Genomic DNA, 19,815 nt, shown 5'->3' on the forward strand with positions numbered 1-19,815 from the left:
CCCGCCCTTTTCGCCTCCCACCATGCCCCAGCACACCTTCGATCTCGCCGGCCACGGGCCGGTCACCCTGGACATCCGCCACCTCGTCATCGCCGGCTGGGCCGGCCGCGACCGCGCGGCAGTGGACCACCACATCGCCGAACTGGCCGCGATCGGCGTCAAGCCGCCCTCCACGGTGCCCACCTTCTACCGCGTGGCCAGCCAGCTGCTCGACACGGGCAGCGCGGTGCAGGTTCCGGGCCATGACTCCAGCGGCGAGGTGGAATGCGTGCTGCTGGCCAGCGAAGCGCACGGCGTGCTCGTGGGCATCGGCTCGGACCACACGGACCGCACCGTCGAGGCCTACGACGTCACGGTGTCCAAGCAGATGTGCGCCAAGCCCGTGGGCCGCACCCTGTGGAAGCTGTCGGAGGTGCAGGACCACTGGGACCAGTTGGTCACCCGCTGCTGGCGCACCCGCGATGGCGTGCGCGCGCTGTACCAGGAAGGCGCGCTGGCCCGCCTGCTGCCCCCCGCCGAGCTGATGCAAAAATGGAATGCGGCAGACGGCCTGTCGGCCCACACGGCCATGTTCTGCGGCACCCATGCGGTGATCGGCGAACTCGGCTGGGGCGAGGCCTTCGAGCTGGAATTGCACGACCCCGTTCTGAACCGCAGCCTGCACCACCACTACGCCACCCAAGCCCTGGAGATCGCCCGATGAATGCCCTCGCCACCACCCGCCACCCCACCGTCCGCGAACAGGCCGAGGCCCTGGCCCGGGGCGACACCACCAGCGTGGCGCTGGTCGAGGCGGCGCTCGCGCGCATCGCCACGCACCGTGCCGCGGGCGGGCACGCCTATTTGGGCAAGGTCGATGCCGAAGCCGCGCTGCACGCAGCCCGCGCCAGCGACGCCGCCCGTGCGGGCGGGCACGTGCCCTCGCCGCTGGCGGGCCTGCCCGTCTCGATCAAGGACCTGTTCGACGTGCAGGGCCAGGTGACCCGTGCCGGATCGGCCGTGATGGCCGGGGCGCCCGCCCAGGCCGACGCCGTCGCGGTGGCCCGCCTGCGCGCCGCGGGCGCAGTGCTGCTCGGTCGCACCAACCTGAGCGAGTTCGCCTTCTCGGGTCTGGGGCTCAATCCCCACTACGGCACGCCGGCCAACCCGCACGACCCGAGCCGCATCACCGGGGGCTCCACCTCCGGCGGCGCCGCCACCGTGGCGCTCGATCTGGCCACAGTGGCGCTGGGCACCGACACGGGCGGCTCGATCCGCATTCCGTCCGCGTTCTGCGGGCTCACGGGCTTCAAGCCCACCGCCCGCCGGGTGCCGCTGGCCGGGGCCTATCCGCTGTCGCGCAGCCTGGACTCGGCCGGCCCGCTGGCCCGCAGCGTGGACTGCTGCGCCGTCGTCGATGCCATCCTGAGCGGCGAGGCGCTGGACACCCGCGCCGCACCGCTGGCCGGGCTGCGCCTGGGCGTGACGGACGACTTCGTCATGGACGGCGTCGAGCCCGAGGTGGCGGCCGCCTTCGACGGCGCGCTCCAGCGCCTGTCCGCCGCCGGCGCACGCATCATGCGCTTCGGCTTCACCGAACTGCACCAGCTGCCCTCGCTCAACGCCGCGGGCGGGCTGATCGCCGCCGAGGCCTGGCAGGTGCACCGCGCGCGGCTGGAAGACCCGGCCCAAGAGGCGCAGTACGACCACCGCGTCGCCCAGCGCACCCGCCGCGGCGCCGCGATTTCCGCGGCCGACTACATCGATCTGCAGGACGCGCGGCTGCGCCTGCAAGCCACCGCCCGCGAGCGCCTGCGCGACCTCGATGCCTGGCTGATGCCCACCGTGGCCGTGCGCGCGCCGCGCCTGGCGGACCTCACCGGCGACGATGCCCGGTTCTTCGCCACCAACGGGCTGGTGCTGCGCAACACGACGGTGCTCAATTTCCTGGATGGCTGCGCGCTCTCCCTTCCCTGCCAGGCGCCCGGCGAACTGCCCGTGGGCCTGTCCGTGGGCGGCGTGCACGGCGCCGATGCGCGCGTGCTGCAGGTGGGCCGCGCCATCGAAGCCTGCCTGCGCGCGGGCTGAAACGCTTGCGGCCAGGGCCCTGCGCGCGATGAACACCCGCTTCGTCGAAGCCTTTCTCTGGATCGCGCGGCTTGGGAGCTTCCGCGCCGCGGCCGAGCGGCTGCACGTGACGCAGGCGGCCATCTCCAACCGCATCGCCTCGCTGGAGGAAGAGATCGGCGCCCGCGTGTTCGAGCGCGACCCGCGCGACCTGCGGCTCACGCCCGTGGGCCTGCGGCTGCTGGACTATGGCGAGCGCATGCTGGAGCTGCAGCGCGAGATGATCGCGCTCGGGCACCCGCAGCAGGAGCTTCTGGGCCTGGTGCGCATCGGCGCGATCGAGAGCGTGGTGCACACCTGGCTGGTGGACTTCCTGGGCACGCTGCAGCGCCTGCACCCGGGCATCGAAGTGCAGCTGACCTCGGAAACCACCCTCGCCCTGCACGAGCGCCTGCAGATCGGCGCGATCGACATCGCGCTGCAGACCGACCCCATGGCCAGCGCCGAGATCGTCAACATGGCCTGCCCGCCGATGGCCATGGGCTGGGTGGGCGCCGGCGCCTCCGCGCCCCAGCCCGACGAAGGCCGCATCGCCCACCTGCTGCTGCAGCCGGTGCTGACCATGAGCCCGGGATCGCAGCCCCACCAGGCGCTCAAGCAGCTATACCGGCAGGCCAGCATGCCCGTGGGCAAGGTGCATTGCGTGAGTTCGATGGCGGCGATCGTGCGGCTGGTGCAGTCGGGGTTCGGCAACGCGCTGATCCCGCTGCCACCCGTGCGCGAGGAGATCGAGCGCGGCGACCTGCGCGTGATCGCGTGCGACACGCCCCTGCCGCCCCAGCGCATCGTGGTGAGCCATCTGGACGCCAGCGGCTCGGCCGCCATCCGCCGCGCGGCCGAGCTGGCGTGCAGCGAATCCGAGCGCTTCGCCGCTTCGCTGTCCGCACCATTCCGGACGCCGGGCACAGAGGGTGAACCCTGATTTGGTGCAGAAAAAGCATCCGACCCGACAAGTAATTCTGATGGCCGCAGGGCAAAAAAACCCGTTTGTGGCACGCCGATGCGCGGCCGATGATTCCCTGGTCTTTTTGCAAGGAATCGCAAGTGCCCATGGCTTCCCAGAACCTTCCCTCCGCCGCCCCCAGCACCGTGCACGGCATGCTCTTCGTGGCCGCCGATGTCGATGCCGACGACGAGGCGGACTTCAACCAGTGGTATGACCGCGAGCATGTCGAAGAGCGCGTGCGCATCGACGGTTTTCTCTCCGGTGCCCGCTACGTTTCACGGCAGGGTGGCCGCAAGTACCTGGGCCTGTACCGCACGCAGTCGCTCGCGGCCTTCACGTCCGATGCGTACCGCGCCGCGTTCGGCCGGCAGACGCCCTGGTCGGTCACCAACCTGGGCCGCATGCGGGACCCGATGCGCCGCGTGTGCGCGGTGGAGGCCGTCACCGGGTTCGGCTCCGGCAGCCACCTGAGCGTGCTGGCCCTGCCGCCGGCCGATGACCGCGCCGCACTGGTGGCGCGCGCCGTGCAGGCCGGCACCCAGCTCGCGCAGGTGCCCGGCTTCGTGCAGTCGTACCTGCTGGTGCCGGACCCGGTGCTGAGCACGCCCCTGCCCACGGAGCGCACCGAGGGCCGCGTGCTGCAGCCGCTCATGGTGGTGGAAACCGGCCACGCCGAGGCGCACCGCGAAGCCCTGGCCCGTGCCGCCGCGCTGCTGCAGGCCGATGCCGCAGCGGCGGCCCAGTACGCACTGGGCTGGAAGCTCACGCGGGCCGACCTGGGCTGATCCCATCTGCCATTCCCGGCCCCTGCGCCCCCGATTTTTCCTTCATCGCCTTTCACCGGAGATCCTCCCATGCGTGCAGTTCCCCAGGGCGTCGCCCACGCTCCCCCCGCCTCCCTCAAGATGGGCCGCCTTGCCATGGCCAGCTCGGTCGGCACCACGCTCGAGTGGTACGACTTCACGGTCTACAACATCATGGCGGCGCTGGTCTTCAACGCCATCTTCTTTCCGTCCTTCGACCCGCTCACCGGCACCATCCTCGCGTTCTCCACCTATGCCGTGGGCTACATCTCCCGGCCGCTGGGCGGCATGGTGTTCGGCCACCTGGGCGACCGGCTGGGCCGGCGCTTCGTGCTGGTGGCCACGCTGGTGATCATGGGCGTCTCGACCGGGCTGATGGGGCTGCTGCCCACGTACGGCACCTGGGGCATCTGGGCGCCCATCGCCCTGGTGGCGCTGCGCTTCGTGCAGGGCGTGGCACTCGGCGGCGAATGGGCCGGCGCGGTGCTGCTGTCGATGGAGCACGGCAAGCCCACCGAGCGCGGGCGCAACGCCTCGTTCACGCAGGTCGGCCCGTCGTGCGGCACGCTGATCGGCACCGGCTTCATCGCCCTGGTCTCGGCCTGGCTGAGCCCCGAAGACTTCCAGGCCTGGGGCTGGCGCATTCCCTTCGTCTCCAGCGTGGCGCTGGTGCTGTTCGGCCTGTGGCTGCGCCGCGGCGTCGACGAGACGCCGGTGTTCCGCGAAATGGAGGCCCACCAGGCCACGGCCAAGACGCCCATCAAGGAGGTGTTCTCGCAGCACTGGCGGCGCCTGCTGGTGGCCGGCGGATCGCGCATCGGCTCGGACGTGCTGTACGCGCTGGTCGTGGTGTTCACCCTGACCTACGTGACCACGGTGCTGCACCTGTCGCGCCCGCTGGCGCTCACCGCCACCATGATCGGCGCGGCGTGCAACGCCCTCGCGGTGCCGTGGTTCGGCGCGCTGTCGGACCGCATCGGCCGGCGCCCGGTGTACATCGCCGGCGCGCTGCTGGGCATTGCCTGGGCCTTCGTGTTCTTCGTGCTGATGGACCGGGCGCAGCCGCTCGCCATCTGCGCGGCGGTGGTCGGCGGCCTGCTGATCCACGCCATGATGTACGGCCCGCAGGCCGCCTTCGTGACCGAGCAGTTTCCCAACCGGGTGCGCTATGCCGGCGCCTCGCTGGCCTACACGCTGGCGGGCATCCTGGGTGGCGGCTTCGCGCCGCTCATCATCGCCTCGCTGTTCAAGTCGTACGGATCGACGGTGGCGGTGTCGCTCTACGTGACGGCCGCGCTGGGCCTCACGCTGGTGGCCCTGCTGGTCGCCCGCGAGACCGCGCACGAGCCGCTGCAGGCCTGAGCCGCCCGGCCCCTCACGAAGCCGGCCGCCTGGCCGGCTTTTTCATGTGCGCTCGTTCAGCGGAATGCGCTGTGCCCGCGCGATGGACATCAGCACGCCCAGCGCCAGCCCCAGCGTGACCATGGCGGTGCCACCGTAGCTCACGAAGGGCAGCGGCACGCCCACCACGGGCAGGATGCCGCTCACCATGCCCATGTTCACGAAGGCGTAGGTGAAGAAGATCATCGACACCGCCCCGGCCATCAGGCGCGAGAACAGTGTGGTGGCCCCGACCGCGATGGCCAGGCCCCGCCACACCAGCATCAGGAAGCACACGATCAGGAACAGGTTGCCGGCCAGCCCGAACTCCTCGGAGAACGCGGCGAAGATGAAGTCGGTCGTGCGCTCGGGAATGAACTCCAGGTGGGTCTGCGTGCCGGCCATGAAACCCTTGCCCCAAAAGCCCCCCGAGCCGATGGCGATCATGCCCTGGATGATGTGAAAGCCCTTGCCCAGCGGATCGCGCGTGGGGTCCAGCAGGGTGCAGATGCGCTGCTGCTGGTAGTCGTGCAGAACGGGCCAGCGCACCCCGTCGGCGCACAGTTGGGGCTCGAACCACACGATGAGGGCGATGCCGATGCCCCCGATCAGCACGGGCGGCAGCACCAGCTTCCAGGGCAGGCCGGCGAAGAAGATCACCGACAGCCCGGCCGCCAGCACCAGCAGTGAGGTGCCCAGGTCGGGCTGCTTCATGATGAGCCCCACCGGCACCGCCAGCAGCGCGCCGGCCACCACGAAGTCCAGCGGCCGCAGCTGGCCCTCGCGCCGCTGGAACCACCAGGCCAGCATGAGCGGCATGGCGATCTTGAGCAGTTCGCTGGGCTGGATGACCAGCCCCAGGTTGATCCAGCGCTGCGCGCCCTTCTTGGTGATGCCGAACAGCGCCACCGCCACCAGCAGCGCCACCCCCACCGTGTACAGCGGCACGGCCATCGCCATCAGCCGCTGGGGTGGCACCTGTGCCACCACGAACAGGATGCCGGCGGCCAGCAGCATGTTGCGGCCATGGTCGTAAAAGCGCGTGCCGTGGTCGTAGCCCGAGGAATACATGGCCACCAGCCCGGTCGATGCCAGCATCAACAGCACCAGGATGAGCAGCCAGTCGAAGCCACGGAACAGGGGCAGGACGCGCTGCAGCAGGGAGGGTTTGTCGAAGACGGCGGACATGGGGCGCGATTATCCGGCCGGCCGAAGGCCCCGCCGCCCCGGCACAATCGAAGGCCCCCGGCTCTGCCGCACCATTGCCTGCATCGCTCCACGCCGCCGCGCACCCCACCATGCCCACCACCCACCTGCTTTACCTGCACGGCTTTCGCTCCTCGCCCCAGTCGGCCAAGGCCCGGCAGATGGCGGCACACGTGGCCGCCCACCACCCGGGCGTGCATTTCTGGTGCCCGCAGTTGCCGCCCTCGCCCCACGCGGCCATGGGCCTCGTGGCGCAGGGCATCGCGGACTGGCCGCAGGGGGCGATGGCGGTGGTGGGCTCCTCGCTCGGCGGGTTCTACGCGAGCTGGGTGGCGCAGCAGGCCCGCTGCCCGAGCGTGCTGCTGAACCCCGCCGTGGACCCGGCGCGGGACCTGGAACGCTACATCGGCGAGCAGACCGCATGGCACGACCCGGCCGAACGCTTTTTCTTCCGCCCCGAATACATCGCCGAGCTGCGCGCGCTGGACATGCGGGGCCGGCCCCCGGCCGGCCCGGAGCTGGCCATCATCGCCAAGGGCGACGAGTTGCTGGACTGGCGCGAAATGGCGGGCCGCTATGCCGCCGCGCAGGTGGTCCTGCTGGAGGGCGGCGACCATGCCTTGAGCGACTTTCCCGCGCACATCGGCACGGTGGCGCGCTTCTGCGGCCTGGCCTGAGGGGCGGTCAGGGCATCAAGGCAGCGGGGCGGAGGCCGCGGCGGCCGGGTGGCTGGCCGCCCAGCGCGCGTACTCCTGCGGATAGGCGATGCGGTAGCGCACCGTGTGGAAATCCACCTCGTCCGTGCGCCCGAGCCATGCCGCACTGGCCAGCACCGCCTCGATGACGCGGGGCTCGGGCGAGTAGTGCAGCAGCCGCGTGGCCCGGGTGTGGACGTCGGCCGCGTTCTGTGCGGTCACGGGTGTCGTCGTCACGGTGGCGAAATCGGCCGTGCCGCGGAAGAAGGCGATATCGCCCAGCACCTTGCGGGCGGTGTCTTCGCGGTAGGCCGGGTCGCGGTCGGGCACGGCGCGGTAGAGCTGGCTGACCCGTTCGTAGTCGCGCACCAGCAGCCCCCCGAAGGCCAACGCAGCACCCCCGGCCAGCGCGGCGGCGGCGATCCAGGCCGGCCCGGGCCGCCAGGGCCGCGCCGGGCGCACGAGCAGCAGCAACGCGAACCCCGTGGCCAGCTGGAACGGCCCGTACCACAGCGGAAACTCCAGCAGGCTGTGCACGCCCACGATGGCCAGCACGCCCCAGGCCAGCTGTCGCACCGGATCGGTCTCGCGCCAGGGCGCCAGGCGCCACACGCCCCAGAGCGCCAGCAGACACAGCCCGCCCGCCACGGGCAGGCCCAGCTCGACGGCCAGGTGCAGCGGCAGGTTGTGGGCGTTGTCCAGCAGCACGCAAAAGCGCTCGCCCGGGAACAGCGTGCTGTAGTGGGCATAGGCCATCTCGCCCCAGCCCCAGCCGGTCCAGGGCTTTTGCGCGATCAGGTGGAGCATGTTGGACCACAGCACGGTGCGGCTGACGCAGCCTTGGCCCTCGTCCGCGAGCCGCTGGAACAGCCCGTCCATCGACACGCCCGCCCAGCGCTCCAGCATCCAGGGCAGCGCCCAGGCCGCCAGCGCGTACAGCAGCCCCCCCGTGGCGGCGAAGGCCAGGGGCAGGCCGCCCAGGGAGCGGCGCCAGAGCACCAGCAGCCCGAGCATCACGCCCCATTCGAGGATGCCGGTGCGCGAGGCGGTGGCCGCATCCGCCGTGCTGATGAGCATCAGCGCCCAGGCGGCCAGCACGCCCGCAGCCACGGGCCGCCACGGCTGGCGGGTGCCGGGCAGCGCCGCCTGCAGGCGGCCCACCATCCAGGCCAGGGCCCAGGCGCCCATGCCCAGCAGCGAGGCCTGCTGGTTGCGCTGGCGCAGGTTGCCCAGCGCCAGCCCCGGCGTGGAGGGGTAGATCCACGGCGCCGCGCCCACGTCGCCCCAGAAGAACTGCACCAGCCCCACCCCGGAGGCCAGCACCGCCGCCAGCACCAGCCCGCCCGCCAGCACCCAGGCGGCCCCGCGGCGCAGCCCGCCCCGGGCCGGCGGCACCCGGGCCGCGCCGATCGCCAGGCCCGCCAGCACGAGGGCGCACGCGCCCGACACCATCAGCGGCCAGAAATTGGACAGCGGCGCCTGGGTGTGAGCGAACAGGAACGGCAGCGCCACGGCCACGGTGGCCAGCGCGGCGGCGAAAGCGTTGAACAAAGGCATGGGGCAGTTGGCCGAGGCAAAGGGCCGATCATAGGCAGGGCCGCCCGTTCGGCCCCTCGGGCGCCCATGGGACAATCCCGCCCATGCATGCATTGTTTGAAGAAGCCGGCAAATTTCTCGCCGGACGCATCCTTTCCGAGGCCGAAAGCTCCGCCCAGATCGAGCTCGACTCGGGCAAACGGGTGAAGGTCAAGGCCGCCCACCTGCTGATCCGGTTCGAAAAACCCGCCCCGGCCGAGATGCTCGCCCAGGCGCAGGCCGTGGCCGCGTCGATCGAGCTCGACCTGGCCTGGGAGTTCGCCCCCGAGGACGAATTCGGCTTCGCCGACCTGGCGCGGGACTATTTCTCCGAGAATGCCACCCTCGTCCAGCAGGCCGGCGCGCTGTTCGCGCTGTACGAGGCGCCGCACTACTTCCGCCGCGCGGGCAAGGGCCGCTTCAAGAAGGCGCCGGCCGAGATCCTGCAGCAGGCCCTGGCCGCCATCGAGAAAAAGAAGCTCGTGCTGCAGCAGATCGCCGACTGGGCCGAGCAGCTCGGCCGGGGCGAATGCCCGCAGCCCATCCGGGAGCAGCTCTACAAGATCCTGTTCCGCCCCGACAAGAACGCGCCCGAGTACAAAGCCGTGGTGGAGGCCAGCCGCGCCACCCACCTGCCGCCGCTCGATCTGCTGCAGCGGGCCGGCGCCATCGACTCGGCCTACCAGTTCCACTGGAAGCGCTTCCTGTTCGACAACTTTCCCAAGGGCACGGGCTTTGCGGCCATCACCGCGCCGCAGCCGCCCGAGGACCTGCCGCTGGCGCCCGTGCAGGCCTATTCCATCGACGACTCCCAGACGACCGAGATCGACGACGCGCTGTCGGTGCAGGGCCTGGGCACGGGCACCGTGGTGCTGGGCATCCACATCGCGGCGCCGGGCCTGGCCATCGTGCCGGGCACGCCGCTCGACCAGCTGGGGCGCAACCGCCTGTCCACGGTGTACATGCCCGGCTACAAGATCACCATGCTGCCCGACGAGGTGGTGAAGATCTACACCCTGGACGAGGGCCGCACCAACCCGGCCGTGTCGCTCTACGTGACCATCGACGAGGCCACGCTCGAAGTCACCGGCACCGAAACCAAGCTGGAACGCGTGCCCGTGGCGGCCAACCTGCGCCACGACCAGCTGGACCACATCGTCACCGAAGCCTGGCTGACCGACCCCGCGGTGCAGGCCCCGGAAGCCCCCCAGCGCTTGCTGGAGCTGCGCGGGCAGCTATCGTTTCTGTACCGCCTGGCCCAAAGCCTCAAGGCCCAGCGCGAGGTGGTGCGCGGCAAGCCCGAGACCTTCAACCGGCCGGACTACAACTTCCGCCTCACCGGCAACGACGGCGCCGAGCCGCAGGGCCGCGAGACCGTCTCGATCACCACGCGCCGGCGCGGCGCCCCGCTGGACCTGATCGTGGCCGAGGCCGCCATCGTGGCCAACAGCACCTGGGGCGGCCTGCTGGCCGACCACGGCGTGCCCGGCATCTACCGCAGCCAGGCCAGCCTGGCGCCTGGCGTGAAGGTGCGCATGGGCACCAAGGCGCTGCCGCACGCGGGCATCGGCGTCAAGAGCTACGCCTGGGCGACCTCGCCGCTGCGCCGCTACGTGGACCTAGTGAACCAGTGGCAGATCATCGCGTGCGTGCGCCACGGCAAGACCGCCGCGCTGGCCGCGCCGTTCAAGCCCAAGGACGCGGACCTGTTCTCCGTCATCAGCAGCTTCGATGCGGCCTACAGCGCCTACAACGGCTACCAGGCCGGCATGGAGCGCTTCTGGACGCTGCAGTACCTGCAGCAGAACGGCATCGCGGAGATCGAGGCCACCGTGTTCAAGGAAGGCCCCGGGGGGAGCTTCCTCGTGCGGGCCGATACGCTGCCGCTGGTGCTGCCCGTGCTGGGCGCGCAGAACCTGCCGCGCGGCGCACGGGTGCGCGTCAAGCTCGGTGAGATCGACGAGATCACGCTCGACGTGAACGGCACCGTGCTGGAGCGCCTGGACAGCCCCGCCGACAGCGCCGAGGCCACGCCGCAGGGCGACGAGGCGGGCGAGGACGACGAAGAGGCCGTGGCCGGCCCCATCGCCATCGCGGTGGACGTGAACGAAACCGAGGCCGGCGCCAGCGCCAGCACGGATAATCGGGCGCCGTGAAACTGCCCGCCTTCTTCCAACGATTCAGCACGCTGCAGCTGGCGCTCGGCGTGTCCATCGCCGTGCATGCGGTGCTGCTGTCGGTGCGGTTCATCGACCCCGAGAGCTTCAACCGCGTCTTCCAGGACACGCCGCTGGAAGTGATCCTGGTCAACGCCAAGTCCAACGAGCGGCCGGACAAGGCCCAGGCGATCGCGCAGTCGTCGCTGGCCGGCGGCGGCGAGGCCGCCAAGGGCCGCGCCACCAGCCCCCTGCCCTACTCGGCCCTGACGGCGGTGGGCGACGATTTCGAGGAGGCCCAGCGCAAGCTCGACGCCATGCAGGAGCAGCAGAGCCAGTTGCTGGCCCAGCTGCGCAAGCAGCTGGCCACCCTGCCGGTGCCCGACCCGCGCCAGCCCAGCCAGAGCGCCGACGCCCTGGCGCAGGAGGAAAAGCGCCGCCAGCTCATCAAGCTGCTGGCCGAGATCGAAAAGCGCATCAACGAAGAGAACGCCCGCCCCAAGAAGCGCTACATCAGCCCCGCCACGCGCGAGGAGGTCTACGCGATCTACTACGACGGGCTGCGCCGCAAGATCGAGGACAAGGGCACCGACAACTTTCCCGAACAGGGCGGCAAGAAGCTCTACGGCGAGCTGACGATGATCGTGACCGTCAACCACGACGGCACGGTGCTGGAGACCGAGATCGTGCAGGGCTCGGGCAACCGCCTGCTCGACAACCGCGCCCAGGCCATCGCCCGCTCGGCCGGTCCGTTCGGCGTGTTCGGCCCCGCCATGCGGGCCAAGGCCGACCAGATCGCCGTGGTCTCGCGCTTCAAGTTCACGCGCGACCAGACGCTGGAAACCAGCGTGCGCTGACGCCGCGCCCCCTTCGCCGTACGTCCTGCGCCGTACTTTCCTTGCCGCTTTTCTTACGCACGACACCCCGATGACTTCGCCCGTGGATTCCTACTGCGTGATGGGCAACCCGGTCGAGCACAGCCGCTCGCCCTGGATCCATGCGCGCTTCGCCGAACTCACCGGCGAGCGCCTGTCGTATGCCCGCCGGCTGGTGCCGCTGGACGGCTTCCCGCAGGCCCTGGCCGACTTCGCCGCGGCGGGCGGGCGCGGCTGCAACGTGACCGTACCCTTCAAGCTCGACGCGGCGCGGCTGGCCGCCCAGGGCAGCGAGCGGGTGCGGCTGGCCGGCGCGGCCAACACCCTCACCTTCGGCGACGACGGCCGCATCGCCGCCGACAACACCGACGGCCTGGGCCTGGTGGCCGACATCGTGCGCAACGCCGGCGTGCCCCTGGCGGGCAGCGACGTGCTGCTGGTGGGCGCGGGCGGCGCGGCGGCCGGGGCGCTGGGACCGTTGCTGCACGAACGGCCGCGCCGCATCGTGGTGGTCAACCGCACCGCGGCCCGCGCCCAGGCGCTGGTGCAGGCGCACGCCGATCTCGCTTTGCTACAAAAAACAGAGCTACACGCCCTAGAAGATCATGCGCTGGAGGCCGATTTCGATGTGATCGTCAACGCCACCGCCAGCAGCCTGGGCGGCGGCGGCATTCCGGTGCCAGCCCACGTGCTGCGGGCCGGCAGCCTGGCCTACGACATGATGTATGGCCCCGCCGCGCAGGGGTTCCTGGACTGGGCCTCCCGCCACGGCGCGGTGCCGCGCGACGGGCTGGGCATGCTGGTGGAGCAGGCGGCCGAGGCGTTCGCCCTGTGGCGCGGCGTGCGCCCGCCCGCGGCCCAGGTGCTGGCCGAGCTGCGCGCCGCCATGGCCGCCGGCCACTGAGCCACCCCCAGGGAGAGACCACGGCATGAAAGGCTTGCTGCGTTGGATCGGGCTGGTGCTGCTGGCCTTCGTGGCGCTGCAGGTGTTCTTCGTCGGCCGCATCGCGGCCATGGTGGCGATCGACCCCGAATCCACCGCCTTCCAGCGCTCGGAGGCCTGGGGCCAGGTCGCCCACGGCACGCTGCAATGGCGCCAGCAGTGGGTGCCCTACGGCCAGATCGCCGACACCCTCAAGCGCGCGGTGATCGCCTCGGAGGACGACGGCTTCGTCAACCACGACGGCGTGGACTGGAACGCGATCGAAAAGGCCTGGGAGCGCAACGCCCGCGCCGAGGCCCAGGCCGCCAAGCGCCAGGAGCTGCAGCCCGACCGGCCGGTGCGCAACCCCAAGATCCGCGGCGGCTCCACCATCACCCAGCAACTGGCCAAGAACCTACTGCTATCGGGCGAACGGACGCTGCTGCGCAAGGGGCAGGAGTTCGTGCTCACGCTGGCGCTGGAGCAGCTGCTGAGCAAGCAGCGCATCCTGGAGATCTACCTCAACAGCGTGGAATGGGGCGACGGCGTATTCGGGGCCGAGGCCGCCGCGCAGCACTATTTTCGCAAGAGCGCCTCGAAGCTCAGCGCGGCCGAGGCCGCCCGGCTGGCGGTGATGCTGCCGCAGCCCAAGCGCTTCGAGAAGGCGCCGGGCTCCGCCTACCTCTCCGGCCGCACGCGGGTGATCCTGGGACGCATGGGCTCGGCGGAACTGCCCTGAGACGGCCCTGAGGGCGAACGGATCGGCGGCGCGCCGTCCCCTCCTGCGCCAAGGCGTCAGGTCAGACGTGCGGGCCGTTCAGCGCCTCGCCCAACTGGCCGGGCATGATGGCCGCCTCTTCCCCGATGCGGTCCGCCGTGGCCTGCACCAGGGGCAGGAACCGCTTGAGCATGCGCTCGTCCATCTGGCTGGCGAACGTCGAATACACCAGCGTGCCGCGCAGCACCCCGCCGCCGAACACCGGCACCGCGAAGGCGGTGCTCTCGGCATTGCTGCGCGCGTGGCGGATGGCGTAGCCCTGGCGCCGCGTCTGCTGCACGATCTTGCGCATCGCCCACAGGTCGGTGATCTTCTGGCTTTCGTCGCCATTCAGGTTGGCCGACTCCACCAAGATGCGGCGCTCGGCCCGGCTGCAGAACGACAGGTAGGTGCGGCCCAGCGCGGACGGGATCAGCTCGTAGCGGCGCCCCAGGCTGGAGGGCCGGATCGCGTACGGGCTGTAGGGCATGGTGCAGAACACCACGCGGATCTGGTGCCCTTCGATCACCCCCAGGGACAGCGGCCACTTGATCTGGCGCGTGGTGGCGATCATCAGCGGCGCGGCCACTTCGGCCAGGCGCAGCTTTTCGTTGATGCCGCTGCTCAGGTTGCCCACGGCGAGCGTGAGCTGGTATTGCCCATAGGCGTGCGGATCGCTGCGCACGTATTTCTCGGACTCCAGTGTGCTCAGCAGGCGGTGCAGGGTCGATTTGGCCAGGCCGGTGCGCTGATGCAACTCCTGCAGGCTCCAGGTGGATCGCTCGTTCATCACGCGAAGGATGAGCAGCGCTCGCTGCACGGAACGGACTTCGGTACTCATGTTTCTCTCTCGGTCTCGGGTTGGGCAGTATGGCGCACGCCACACACCCCGCGCAATATGTAGTACCAGGGGAGTCAGGCGGCGATGGATTCCAGCGCGCCCGCCATGGCCTGCCGGGCCGCGGCGCGCAAAAGCGCCTGGTCGGAGCCCACGACGAAGAACGCGATGCCCAGCGCCCGCAGGCCGGCCACCTGCGCGGCATCGGACACGAAGCACCCCACGGCGCACTGCGCGGCACGCCCGGCGGCGCACACCCGGGCGATGGCCTCGGCCACGCGCGGGTCGCCCGGGCCGTCGGCCCCCATGGAAACGGCCAGGTCGGCCGGCCCGATGAACAGGCAGTCGACGCCCGGCACGGCCGCGATCTCCCGCGCCTGCGCCACGGCCTCGCCGCTTTCGATCTGCACGATCACCGCGGTGTGCGCATCGCTCAGCCGCATGTGGTCGGCCATGCTCCGCTGGCCGTAGCCGCCGGCGCGCGGCGAGGCCGAATAGCCCCGGGTGCCGCCATAGCGTGCCGCGCGCACGACGTCGAGCGCGATGGCGGCGGAGTCCACGTGCGGCACCATCACCCCGGCCGCGCCCATGTCGAGCGCCTGCTGGATGGCCGCGCCGCGTGGATAGGGCACGCGCACCAGCACCGGCAGGGCGCACGCGCGCGCCGCGAGCAGGCTGCGGTCCAGGCTCTCCGGCCCGAAGGGCGCATGCTCGGCGTCGAGCACCAGGGTGTCCAGGCCCGTGGCGGCGAGCACCTCCACCGTCTGGTGCGAGGTGGTCTTCACGAACGTGGCGAACAGGAAATCGCCCGCCACCAGCCGCTCGCGCAGGGACGGGGCCTCATCGGCGGCGCCGGGGCGGGCCGCCGTCATGCCAGGTATTCCGGGCGCGCGGGGGTGAAGACGTCGAGATTGAGCACCGGCTCGTCGCCCACCACGATGCCGTGGTGCATGGCGTTGGGAGGCACCACCAGCAGGCTTCCCGGGCCCAGGCGCACCACCTGGCCTTCCACGTAGAAGTCGATCTGGCCCGCCAGGATGTACACCACCTGCTCATGGGGATGGGAATGCGGGCGCGGCTCGTGCCCCGGCAGCAGCCGGTGCAGCGCGAGCGTGACGTGCTCGCTGCCGAACGCCTTGCGCTCGATGCCGTGGCGCACGGGCTTCCATTCCATGGCATTCCAATCGACGCTGTTCAGCGCCATGGGCAGGGGGTGTGGGGCGTTCATTCGGAGGAAATTCCCAGCGACTTGATGGTGGAAGACCACAGCCGGTAGTCAGCCTGCAGGATCTCGCGCAATTGAACCGGGTCCACGGGCGCCCGCACCATGCCCAGGCCCTTGAGCCGCTCGGCGACCTCGGGCAGGCCGGTCACCCGGTTGATCTCTTGGTTGATGAGGGCGCGGCGCGCCACGTCCAGCCCCTTGGGCGCGAACACGCCGTACCAGTTGGTGACCTCGAAGCCCTTGAACGTCTCGGCCGCGCTGGGCACGTCGGGCAGCAGGTCGGAGCGGGTCTTTTCGGTGACGGCGATCAGGCGCACCTTGCCGGCCTGCGCATGCGGCAGCAGCAGCGAGGCGCCGCCTGCGAACATCTGGCATTCGCCCTGCAGCAGTGCGGCGACGGCCGGGCCGCCGCCCTTGTAGGGCACGTGCACGATGTCCAGCTGTGCCGTCTTGGCCAGCAGCGCGAGCGTGAGGTGGTTGTGGGTGCCGATGCCGCCCGAGGCGTAGTTGAGCTTGCCCGGGTTGGCGCGGATGTAGGCCAGCAGTTCGGGGAAGGTGCGCGCCGGCACGCTGGGCGAGACGGCGATGACGTTGATCGCGTAGGCCAGCATGGCCACGGTGTCGAAATCGTTCATCGGATCGAACGCCAACTGCTTGTACAGGCTGCCGTTCATGGCATGCGTGGACATGGCGCCGATCTCGAGGGTGTAGCCGTCGGCCGGGGACCGGGCCACCAGCGCGGCGCCCAGGTTGCCGCCCGCGCCGGCCATGTTTTCCACCACCATCGGCTGGCCGCTGGCGGGGAACAGGTGCTTGGACAGCAGCCGTCCGAGGATGTCGGTCGAGCCGCCCGGCGCGAACGGCACGATCAGGCGCACGGGGTGGGTGGGAAAGTCGGCGCCGGCCTGCGCCCTCGCCAGCATGGGCAAGGCGCCCGAGGCACCCAGAACCAGGGCCTGGCGGCGTGTGGTCGAAACGTTCATGGAGAAACTCCCTGCTTTTTTAGCGGAATCGCCGCGGTGAAGCGGTACGGACAGTCTAGAAGTGGCCTCGCGAAAGGGAAGCGCGAACTTGGAAAATTCCACTTCGCAGAACGAATCTTCCCGGTGCGCGGCCGGCCCGTGGCGGGGCCCCGCCGGCCCACGGTGCAGGCCGGCGCGGCCCCTTTGCCACGCCCCCGTATCATCGCCGCCATGCTTTCCAAGTTGATGAGCCTTTTCCTCCTCGGGCTGGTGCGATTTCTCACCGGTTCCCAGGCCCGCTGGTACGGCTGCCCGCCCAAGGCCGAGCAACGCATCTATTTCGCCAACCACCAGAGCCACGCCGACCTGGTGATGATCTGGGCCGCGCTGCCGCAGGAGCTGCGCAGCATCACCCGCCCCATCGCCGCCAAGGACTACTGGACCAAGACGCCCTTTCGGCACTGGATCACCTCGGCGGTGTTCAACGCCGTGTACGTGGACCGCCAGTCAGGCACGCCTGCCGCGGCGCCAGCGACGGCGCCCGGCGCCGAAACGGCCGCCCTGAACCCCGCCCCGCCGACCCCGGCGGACGGCCAAACCGCCCTGAATGCGGCCTACATTCCGCAGAGCGGATCGCCGCTGGAAGCCCCGGTCCCGACACCCCATGAAGCGGCCGCCGAATCCGCGCCGCCGACGCCCGAAGCCCTGCGCGCAGCGCTTGCGCCCGACGACCCGCTGGCCCCGCTGGTGCAGGCGCTGGAGAGCGGCGATTCGATCGTGATCTTTCCCGAGGGCACGCGCGGCCACGGCGACGAGCCCCAGCCCTTCAAGTCGGGCCTGTACAAGCTGGCGCTGATGTTCCCGCAGGCGGTGCTGGTGCCGGCCTGGATCCACAACGTGCAGCGCGTCATGCCCAAGGGCGAAGTGGTGCCCGTGCCCATCCTGTGCTCGGTGACCTTCGGCGCCCCGATCCAGGTCGAGCCCGGCGAGGAGCGCCGCCCGTTCCTGGACCGCGCGCGCCGCGCCGTCATCGCGCTGCGGGAGGTCTGAGATGAACGACTTCCTTCGCAACCTCACCACCACGCAGCAGATCGGCGCGCTCTTCGTCGCGATGTTCGGCCTGCTCTCGCTGGTCACCCTCTACGCCTTCTTCCAGACGCTGCGCGAGGCGCGCGGCACCGGCGTGCAGGACCAGGCCGAGCACGAGGCGCACCAGCAGGAATGGCGGCGCTTCTGGAGCCTGCTCAAGACCTCGTGGTTCATGGCCACCGTGTTCTGGGTGGGCTGGGCCCTGGGCGATACCGTGGCCACGGTGCTCTTCGCCATCGTGGCGTTCTTCGCGCTGCGCGAGTTCATCACGCTCTCACCCACGCGCCGGGGCGACCACCGCAGCCTGGTGCTGGCCTTCTTCGTGGTGCTGCCGCTGCAGTTCATCCTCGTGGGCACGCGCAAGTTCGACCTGTTCACGGTGTTCATCCCGGTGTACGTCTTTCTCGCGCTGCCGGTGGCCAGCGCGCTCGCCAACGACCCCGAGCGCTTCCTGGAGCGCAACGCCAAGCTGCAGTGGGGGATCATGGTGTGCGTGTACGGCATGAGCCATGTGCCCGCGCTGCTGCTGCTCGACTTTCCGGGCTACGAGGGCAAGGGCGCCTTCCTGGTGTTCTTCCTGGTCGTGGTGGTGCAGGCCGGCGTGATCGCCCAGCACCTGCTGGGCCGCCGGTTCCCCCACAAGCCGGTGGCGCCGCAGGTGAGCCAGAGCTTCCAGTGGTTGAGCTGGGCCAGCGGCGTGGCAGTGGGCGGCGTGGCCGGGGTCATGCTGTCGTTCATCACGCCGTTCAAGCCGGGGCAGGCGCTGGGCATGGCCCTGCTGGCCTGCCTGGCGGGCAGCCTGGGCCACCTGGTGATGAAGGCGCTCAAGCGCGACCGCGGCATCACCAGTTGGGGCATGCAGGGCCAGTCGGTCACGGGCGCGGGCGGGCTGCTGGACCGGGTGGATGCGCTGTGCTTTGCGGCGCCGGTGTTCTTCCACTCCGTGCGCTGGTACTTCGGCTTGTAGGCAAAATCGGCCCCATGCCCTAGAACTTATTGCCCTCGATGCTATGAATAAGTGAGCACATGCGAATCCTGGGAATCGACCCCGGCCTGCAGACCACCGGCTTCGGCGTGGTGGATGTGGACGGCCACGCGCTGAGCTACGTCGCAAGCGGCACGATCCGCACCACGGCGCTCGCGCTGGGCAACCTGCCGGGCCGGCTCAAGGTGCTGTTCGACGGCATCACCGAGGTGGTGGCGCGCTACCAGCCCGACGTGGCCACGGTGGAAATCGTCTTCGTGAACGTGAACCCCCAGTCCACCCTGCTGCTGGGCCAGGCACGGGGCGCCTGTATCACCGCCCTGGTGGCCAGCGACCTGCCGGTGGCCGAGTACACCGCGCTGCAGATGAAGAAGGCCGTGGTCGGCCACGGCCGGGCCGCCAAGACCCAGGTGCAGGAGATGGTGCGACGGCTGCTGCACCTGCCGGGCCTGCCCGGCTCCGACGCGGCCGATGCGCTGGGCATGGCCATCACCCACGCGCATGCGGGGGCGGCCATGGCGCGCCTGGGCGAGGCAGCCACGCTCAACCGGCGCCAGCACGCCATGTACAAGGGCGGCCGCAGCTACTGACCGGCGGGGTGCGCCGGCATCGGGCCCCTCGGCCCAGGTGCAGGCCAGCGGCCTACTGGAAGACGATCTGCGCGATCACCCCGGTGCCGATGGCGATGAGCAGGTAGTCCGGCCCGTTCTGCACCCAGTGGTATCCCCGCGGCGGGGGCGCCAGGTGGTGGTGGCGCCAGTTGTTCACCACGTAATGGTGCGAGCGGTACATGGGCGGCACGCGGCTGCCGCGGTACCAGTTGTGCTGCGGGCCGACGCCGCGCCGGCCGTGCATCTGCGGATGGCCGGGGTGCACCATCGGCGGTCCGGGCCGGTACACCGGGCCGCCGTGGTAGGCCTGCGGCGGCGGGCCCGGGTGGCGGTAGGCCGGCGGGCCACGGCGGTCGTCGTGCCGGCGGTCGCCATGGCGCCCATCGTCGCGGCCCCGGTCGTCGTGCCGGCCGCCGTGGCGCTGGCCATGGCGCTGCTCATGCCGGTCGTCGCGCGGCTGGGCTTCGGCGCCCAGCGATGCGGCGCCCAGGAGGACGGCCACGCACGCGGCGGCCAGGCCCTGCAGGCGGCGGGGCGTGGGAGCGGTCGAAGCGGTGATGGGGGTTCCCGCGGCGGCAGCGCGGCCGGGGAAGGAATGCAGGGTCGAAGCGTCTCGCGACATTTCCAGCCTTTCGAAAAGGTTGAACATGCCCGCATGGTGCCGCAATTTGCCGGGGCCCGGTC

The 19,815-nt window shown here is 70.8% G+C and carries 20 protein-coding genes; 13 read left to right on the forward strand and 7 right to left on the reverse strand.

What is annotated here, in order from left to right; translation table 11 throughout:
* The first annotated feature begins 22 nt into the window (after positions 1–22).
* The 5 genes from AVMA1855_RS11720 (at position 23) to AVMA1855_RS11740 (ending at position 5,217) form a co-directional block, all read left to right on the forward strand.
* On the forward strand, positions 23–703 hold the full coding sequence (locus tag AVMA1855_RS11720; RefSeq protein ID WP_284425838.1) for a DUF2848 domain-containing protein: 681 nt from the start codon (positions 23–25) through the stop codon (positions 701–703).
* Positions 700–2,067, forward strand: coding sequence for an amidase (locus AVMA1855_RS11725; protein WP_284425839.1), 1,368 nt, complete (start codon positions 700–702; stop codon positions 2,065–2,067). The genes AVMA1855_RS11720 and AVMA1855_RS11725 overlap by 4 nt, the downstream gene beginning before the upstream one ends.
* A 28-nt stretch (positions 2,068–2,095) precedes the next feature.
* The gene (locus AVMA1855_RS11730; protein ID WP_284405289.1) at positions 2,096–3,028 is read left to right on the forward strand and encodes a LysR family transcriptional regulator; all 933 of its coding nucleotides are present in this window, start codon (positions 2,096–2,098) and stop codon (positions 3,026–3,028) included.
* 128 nt (positions 3,029–3,156) lie between these two features.
* Entirely contained in the window at positions 3,157–3,837 is a 681-nt protein-coding gene (locus tag AVMA1855_RS11735) for a DUF4286 family protein (protein ID WP_284425840.1), read from the forward strand.
* A gap of 69 nt (positions 3,838–3,906) precedes the next feature.
* Positions 3,907–5,217 (forward strand): MFS transporter, encoded by a 1,311-nt coding sequence (locus AVMA1855_RS11740; RefSeq protein ID WP_284425841.1) that lies wholly within the window; start codon positions 3,907–3,909, stop codon positions 5,215–5,217.
* A 42-nt stretch (positions 5,218–5,259) separates the two neighbouring features.
* Here the strand turns inward: AVMA1855_RS11740 and rodA are convergent, their stop codons facing one another.
* Positions 5,260–6,423 carry a rod shape-determining protein RodA gene (gene rodA, locus AVMA1855_RS11745; RefSeq protein WP_272567244.1) on the reverse strand — a complete coding sequence of 388 codons (1,164 nt, stop codon included), beginning with the start codon at positions 6,421–6,423 and terminating at the stop codon, positions 5,260–5,262.
* Positions 6,424–6,533: 110 nt separating this feature from the next.
* Between rodA and AVMA1855_RS11750 the strand changes: the two genes are divergently transcribed.
* Positions 6,534–7,118 (forward strand): YqiA/YcfP family alpha/beta fold hydrolase, encoded by a 585-nt coding sequence (locus AVMA1855_RS11750; protein ID WP_284425842.1) that lies wholly within the window; start codon positions 6,534–6,536, stop codon positions 7,116–7,118.
* Positions 7,119–7,133: 15 nt separating this feature from the next.
* Here the strand turns inward: AVMA1855_RS11750 and AVMA1855_RS11755 are convergent, their stop codons facing one another.
* Complete coding sequence (locus tag AVMA1855_RS11755; RefSeq protein ID WP_284425843.1) at positions 7,134–8,693, reverse strand: PglL family O-oligosaccharyltransferase; 1,560 nt, start codon at positions 8,691–8,693, stop codon at positions 7,134–7,136.
* Between the two features lie 83 nt (positions 8,694–8,776).
* Between AVMA1855_RS11755 and AVMA1855_RS11760 the strand changes: the two genes are divergently transcribed.
* The 4 genes from AVMA1855_RS11760 to mtgA all read left to right on the forward strand — a co-directional run bounded on the left by AVMA1855_RS11760 (position 8,777) and on the right by mtgA (position 13,403).
* Positions 8,777–10,867: a ribonuclease catalytic domain-containing protein gene (locus tag AVMA1855_RS11760; RefSeq protein WP_284425844.1), complete on the forward strand. Its 2,091-nt coding sequence runs from the start codon at positions 8,777–8,779 to the stop codon at positions 10,865–10,867.
* Positions 10,864–11,724 (forward strand): energy transducer TonB, encoded by an 861-nt coding sequence (locus tag AVMA1855_RS11765; protein ID WP_284393069.1) that lies wholly within the window; start codon positions 10,864–10,866, stop codon positions 11,722–11,724. Before AVMA1855_RS11760 ends, AVMA1855_RS11765 begins: the two co-directional genes overlap by 4 nt.
* Before the next feature lie 70 nt (positions 11,725–11,794).
* On the forward strand, positions 11,795–12,646 hold the full coding sequence (aroE, locus tag AVMA1855_RS11770) for a shikimate dehydrogenase (protein ID WP_284425845.1): 852 nt from the start codon (positions 11,795–11,797) through the stop codon (positions 12,644–12,646).
* 25 nt (positions 12,647–12,671) lie between these two features.
* Complete coding sequence (mtgA, locus tag AVMA1855_RS11775; protein WP_284425846.1) at positions 12,672–13,403, forward strand: monofunctional biosynthetic peptidoglycan transglycosylase; 732 nt, start codon at positions 12,672–12,674, stop codon at positions 13,401–13,403.
* Between the two features lie 61 nt (positions 13,404–13,464).
* Here mtgA and AVMA1855_RS11780 read toward each other — a convergent pair whose 3' ends face one another.
* From AVMA1855_RS11780 to AVMA1855_RS11795, 4 genes are all read right to left on the reverse strand, one after another.
* Positions 13,465–14,262 (reverse strand): IclR family transcriptional regulator domain-containing protein, encoded by a 798-nt coding sequence (locus AVMA1855_RS11780; protein ID WP_272567234.1) that lies wholly within the window; start codon positions 14,260–14,262, stop codon positions 13,465–13,467.
* Positions 14,263–14,336: 74 nt separating this feature from the next.
* Positions 14,337–15,131 carry an HpcH/HpaI aldolase family protein gene (locus AVMA1855_RS11785; RefSeq protein WP_284425847.1) on the reverse strand — a complete coding sequence of 265 codons (795 nt, stop codon included), beginning with the start codon at positions 15,129–15,131 and terminating at the stop codon, positions 14,337–14,339.
* Positions 15,128–15,487: a cupin domain-containing protein gene (locus AVMA1855_RS11790; RefSeq protein WP_272567232.1), complete on the reverse strand. Its 360-nt coding sequence runs from the start codon at positions 15,485–15,487 to the stop codon at positions 15,128–15,130. Before AVMA1855_RS11790 ends, AVMA1855_RS11785 begins: the two co-directional genes overlap by 4 nt.
* Positions 15,484–16,467, reverse strand: coding sequence for a Bug family tripartite tricarboxylate transporter substrate binding protein (locus AVMA1855_RS11795; RefSeq protein ID WP_284425848.1), 984 nt, complete (start codon positions 16,465–16,467; stop codon positions 15,484–15,486). Before AVMA1855_RS11795 ends, AVMA1855_RS11790 begins: the two co-directional genes overlap by 4 nt.
* A gap of 210 nt (positions 16,468–16,677) precedes the next feature.
* On the opposite strand from AVMA1855_RS11795, the gene AVMA1855_RS11800 reads away from it, so the two are divergent.
* From AVMA1855_RS11800 to ruvC, 3 genes are read left to right on the forward strand one after another with little or no spacing between them, the layout of a single operon-like run.
* Positions 16,678–17,496, forward strand: coding sequence for a lysophospholipid acyltransferase family protein (locus AVMA1855_RS11800; RefSeq protein WP_284425849.1), 819 nt, complete (start codon positions 16,678–16,680; stop codon positions 17,494–17,496).
* A gap of 1 nt (position 17,497) precedes the next feature.
* Entirely contained in the window at positions 17,498–18,502 is a 1,005-nt protein-coding gene (locus AVMA1855_RS11805) for a phosphatidate cytidylyltransferase (protein WP_272567229.1), read from the forward strand.
* A 59-nt stretch (positions 18,503–18,561) separates the two neighbouring features.
* The gene (gene ruvC, locus AVMA1855_RS11810) at positions 18,562–19,110 is read left to right on the forward strand and encodes a crossover junction endodeoxyribonuclease RuvC (protein WP_272567228.1); all 549 of its coding nucleotides are present in this window, start codon (positions 18,562–18,564) and stop codon (positions 19,108–19,110) included.
* A gap of 52 nt (positions 19,111–19,162) precedes the next feature.
* On the opposite strand, the gene AVMA1855_RS11815 is transcribed toward ruvC, so the two are convergent.
* Positions 19,163–19,753, reverse strand: a complete 591-nt coding sequence (locus AVMA1855_RS11815; protein WP_349817105.1) for an RcnB family protein — start codon at positions 19,751–19,753, stop codon at positions 19,163–19,165.
* Between the last annotated feature and the right edge of the window lie 62 nt (positions 19,754–19,815).

This window comes from Acidovorax sp. SUPP1855 (genome assembly GCF_030158955.1).
In the GTDB taxonomy this organism is placed as follows: Bacteria; Pseudomonadota; Gammaproteobacteria; order Burkholderiales; family Burkholderiaceae_C; genus Paracidovorax.

Excerpts from the sequence above, each read along its gene's own strand:
- AVMA1855_RS11755 (WP_284425843.1), bottom strand. The coding sequence starts at position 8,693 with ATGCCTTTGTTCAACGCTTTCGCCGCCGCGCTGGCCACCGTGGCCGTG.
- mtgA (WP_284425846.1), top strand. The coding sequence starts at position 12,672 with ATGAAAGGCTTGCTGCGTTGGATCGGGCTGGTGCTGCTGGCCTTCGTG.
- AVMA1855_RS11760 (WP_284425844.1), top strand. The coding sequence starts at position 8,777 with ATGCATGCATTGTTTGAAGAAGCCGGCAAATTTCTCGCCGGACGCATC.
- AVMA1855_RS11790 (WP_272567232.1), bottom strand. The coding sequence starts at position 15,487 with ATGAACGCCCCACACCCCCTGCCCATGGCGCTGAACAGCGTCGATTGG.
- AVMA1855_RS11750 (WP_284425842.1), top strand. The coding sequence starts at position 6,534 with ATGCCCACCACCCACCTGCTTTACCTGCACGGCTTTCGCTCCTCGCCC.
- AVMA1855_RS11805 (WP_272567229.1), top strand. The coding sequence starts at position 17,498 with ATGAACGACTTCCTTCGCAACCTCACCACCACGCAGCAGATCGGCGCG.
- aroE (WP_284425845.1), top strand. The coding sequence starts at position 11,795 with ATGACTTCGCCCGTGGATTCCTACTGCGTGATGGGCAACCCGGTCGAG.
- AVMA1855_RS11730 (WP_284405289.1), top strand. The coding sequence starts at position 2,096 with ATGAACACCCGCTTCGTCGAAGCCTTTCTCTGGATCGCGCGGCTTGGG.
- AVMA1855_RS11720 (WP_284425838.1), top strand. The coding sequence starts at position 23 with ATGCCCCAGCACACCTTCGATCTCGCCGGCCACGGGCCGGTCACCCTG.
- AVMA1855_RS11785 (WP_284425847.1), bottom strand. The coding sequence starts at position 15,131 with ATGACGGCGGCCCGCCCCGGCGCCGCCGATGAGGCCCCGTCCCTGCGC.
- AVMA1855_RS11800 (WP_284425849.1), top strand. The coding sequence starts at position 16,678 with ATGCTTTCCAAGTTGATGAGCCTTTTCCTCCTCGGGCTGGTGCGATTT.
- rodA (WP_272567244.1), bottom strand. The coding sequence starts at position 6,423 with ATGTCCGCCGTCTTCGACAAACCCTCCCTGCTGCAGCGCGTCCTGCCC.
- AVMA1855_RS11740 (WP_284425841.1), top strand. The coding sequence starts at position 3,907 with ATGCGTGCAGTTCCCCAGGGCGTCGCCCACGCTCCCCCCGCCTCCCTC.
- AVMA1855_RS11815 (WP_349817105.1), bottom strand. The coding sequence starts at position 19,753 with ATGTCGCGAGACGCTTCGACCCTGCATTCCTTCCCCGGCCGCGCTGCC.
- ruvC (WP_272567228.1), top strand. The coding sequence starts at position 18,562 with ATGCGAATCCTGGGAATCGACCCCGGCCTGCAGACCACCGGCTTCGGC.
- AVMA1855_RS11780 (WP_272567234.1), bottom strand. The coding sequence starts at position 14,262 with ATGAGTACCGAAGTCCGTTCCGTGCAGCGAGCGCTGCTCATCCTTCGC.
- AVMA1855_RS11725 (WP_284425839.1), top strand. The coding sequence starts at position 700 with ATGAATGCCCTCGCCACCACCCGCCACCCCACCGTCCGCGAACAGGCC.
- AVMA1855_RS11735 (WP_284425840.1), top strand. The coding sequence starts at position 3,157 with ATGGCTTCCCAGAACCTTCCCTCCGCCGCCCCCAGCACCGTGCACGGC.
- AVMA1855_RS11795 (WP_284425848.1), bottom strand. The coding sequence starts at position 16,467 with ATGAACGTTTCGACCACACGCCGCCAGGCCCTGGTTCTGGGTGCCTCG.